The organism is Bradyrhizobium sp. (assembly GCF_030654605.1).
Taxonomy (GTDB): Bacteria; Pseudomonadota; Alphaproteobacteria; order Rhizobiales; family Xanthobacteraceae; genus Bradyrhizobium.
Map to the genome: position 1 here is coordinate 1 of NZ_JAURXB010000197.1, position 1649 is coordinate 1649.

A 1649-nucleotide genomic window follows, 5' to 3' on the forward strand; every position below is an offset into this window, starting at 1 on the left:
CGACGACCCCATGAGCGACGAGATGGTGGCGGGTTGGGTCATGGAAGGCATCGGCACCAGCCGGGTTGCGCGGCTGAAGGGCAAATTGCCCGGCATCTACATGATCCAGACCGACGCATCAGGCGATCGCCGGTTCTTCCACTGGCGCGAGAACGCCGCCGCACGCAGCCTGATGGATTTGCCTGAGACCGGCGATATCCTGCAATCGCTCGCGGGCTATGACGTCGTCTATCTGTCGGCGATCACGCTGTCGATCTACAGCCCGCAAGGGCGGACGAAGTTGATCGATGCGCTCGGCAGCGCCCGAAAGCAGGGCGCCCGCATCGTCTTTGACACCAATTTCCGGGCCCGTGGTTGGCCCGATCCAGACGTCGCGCGCGCCGTCTTTGCCGAAGCCTTTGCGGTATCCGATATCGTGCTGGCTTCGCCCGAGGATTTGCTGCCGCTATACCCCGACGAAAGCGACGAACAGCTGATGGCGCGCATTCCCTGTAACGAAGTGGTGCTGAAACTTCTCAGCCCCGGGAGCATCGTGCGCTTTGAAGGCGTATCGCACGAAGTGAGGCCGGAACCCATTACACGGCCTGTGGTCGATACCACGGCGGCCGGGGACAGTTTCGCGGCGGCCTACATTGCCACGCGGCTCGCAGGCGCGGATCCGGTCGAGGCCGCGCAAGCGGGGCATCGCCTTGGCGGCGTCGTGGTGTGCTATCCCGGTGCAATCATCCCGCGCTCGGCAATGCCTGCAAATATATTGCCTGGGCCGGGATCCTCTCGTAAGGCCTCACGATGACGACGAAACAGGAAAAACTCGCCGCACTGTTGCGCTCCGGCTGCGTCATTCCGGTGCTGACCATCGAGCGGCTCGAGGACGCGGTGCCGCTGGCGAAAGCGCTGGTGGCGGGCGGGGTGCGCGTGCTGGAAGTCACCCTGCGGACGCCAGTGGCAATTCCGGCCGCGCAAGCCATCATGGCCGAGGTGCCGGACGCCGTTGTCGGGATCGGCACCATCCTGAACCCTGCGGATCTGGCGCGGGCGGAGGATATCGGCGCGCGTTTCGGCATCAGTCCGGGGGGCACCCCCGAATTGCTCAAGGCGGCCGCCGCAAGCCCATTGCCATTCGCGCCGGGGATCGCCACGGCATCGGAATTGATGTTGGCGCTGGCGCACGGGTTTGGCCTGGTCAAATTCTTTCCGGCCGAGCAATCCGGCGGTATCAAGGCGCTTCGCGCCCTGGCGGGGCCGTTTCCCGACATGCGATTCTGCCCAACCGGCGGCATTGGCGAGGCCAATGCGGCGACGTGGCTGGCCGAGCCGAATGTGGTCGCTGTGGGCGGTTCCTGGCTGTGTCCGACCGCGGATATCCGGTCCGGCAACTGGGCCGGCATAACCGCCATGTGCAATCGGGCCCTGAAATCGCTGAAACCGGCGTGAAGTCCGTTCGCCGATGGGTTACATAACACCCCGAGCCAGACAGGGAGAACGACCATGACAGCCAGCATCGTTGGATGGGCGCACACGCCATTCGGCAAGTTCGATACCGAGACCGTCGAGAGTCTCGTGGTGAAGGTCGCCGTCGAGGCGCTGGCCGATGCCGGCATTTCCGCGGGCGATGTCGACGAAATCGTACTCGGGCATTTCAACGCCGG

General features: G+C 64.6%; 2 protein-coding genes and 1 pseudogene. All 3 read left to right on the top strand.

Going from position 1 to position 1649, the window contains the following annotated elements:
* On the top strand, nt 1-793 hold a 793-nt coding region (locus Q7U29_RS18105; protein ID WP_304743737.1), incomplete at its 5' end, for a sugar kinase.
* Nucleotides 790-1434 carry a bifunctional 4-hydroxy-2-oxoglutarate aldolase/2-dehydro-3-deoxy-phosphogluconate aldolase gene (gene eda / locus Q7U29_RS18110; RefSeq protein ID WP_304743738.1) on the top strand — a complete coding sequence of 215 codons (645 nt, stop codon included), beginning with the start codon at nt 790-792 and terminating at the stop codon, nt 1432-1434. The genes Q7U29_RS18105 and eda, both read left to right, overlap by 4 nt.
* Nucleotides 1435-1488: 54 nt before the next feature.
* Nucleotides 1489-1649: pseudogene (locus Q7U29_RS18115) on the top strand (thiolase domain-containing protein); the annotation flags it as partial.

Excerpts from the sequence above, each read along its gene's own strand:
- eda (WP_304743738.1), top strand. The coding sequence starts at position 790 with ATGACGACGAAACAGGAAAAACTCGCCGCACTGTTGCGCTCCGGCTGC.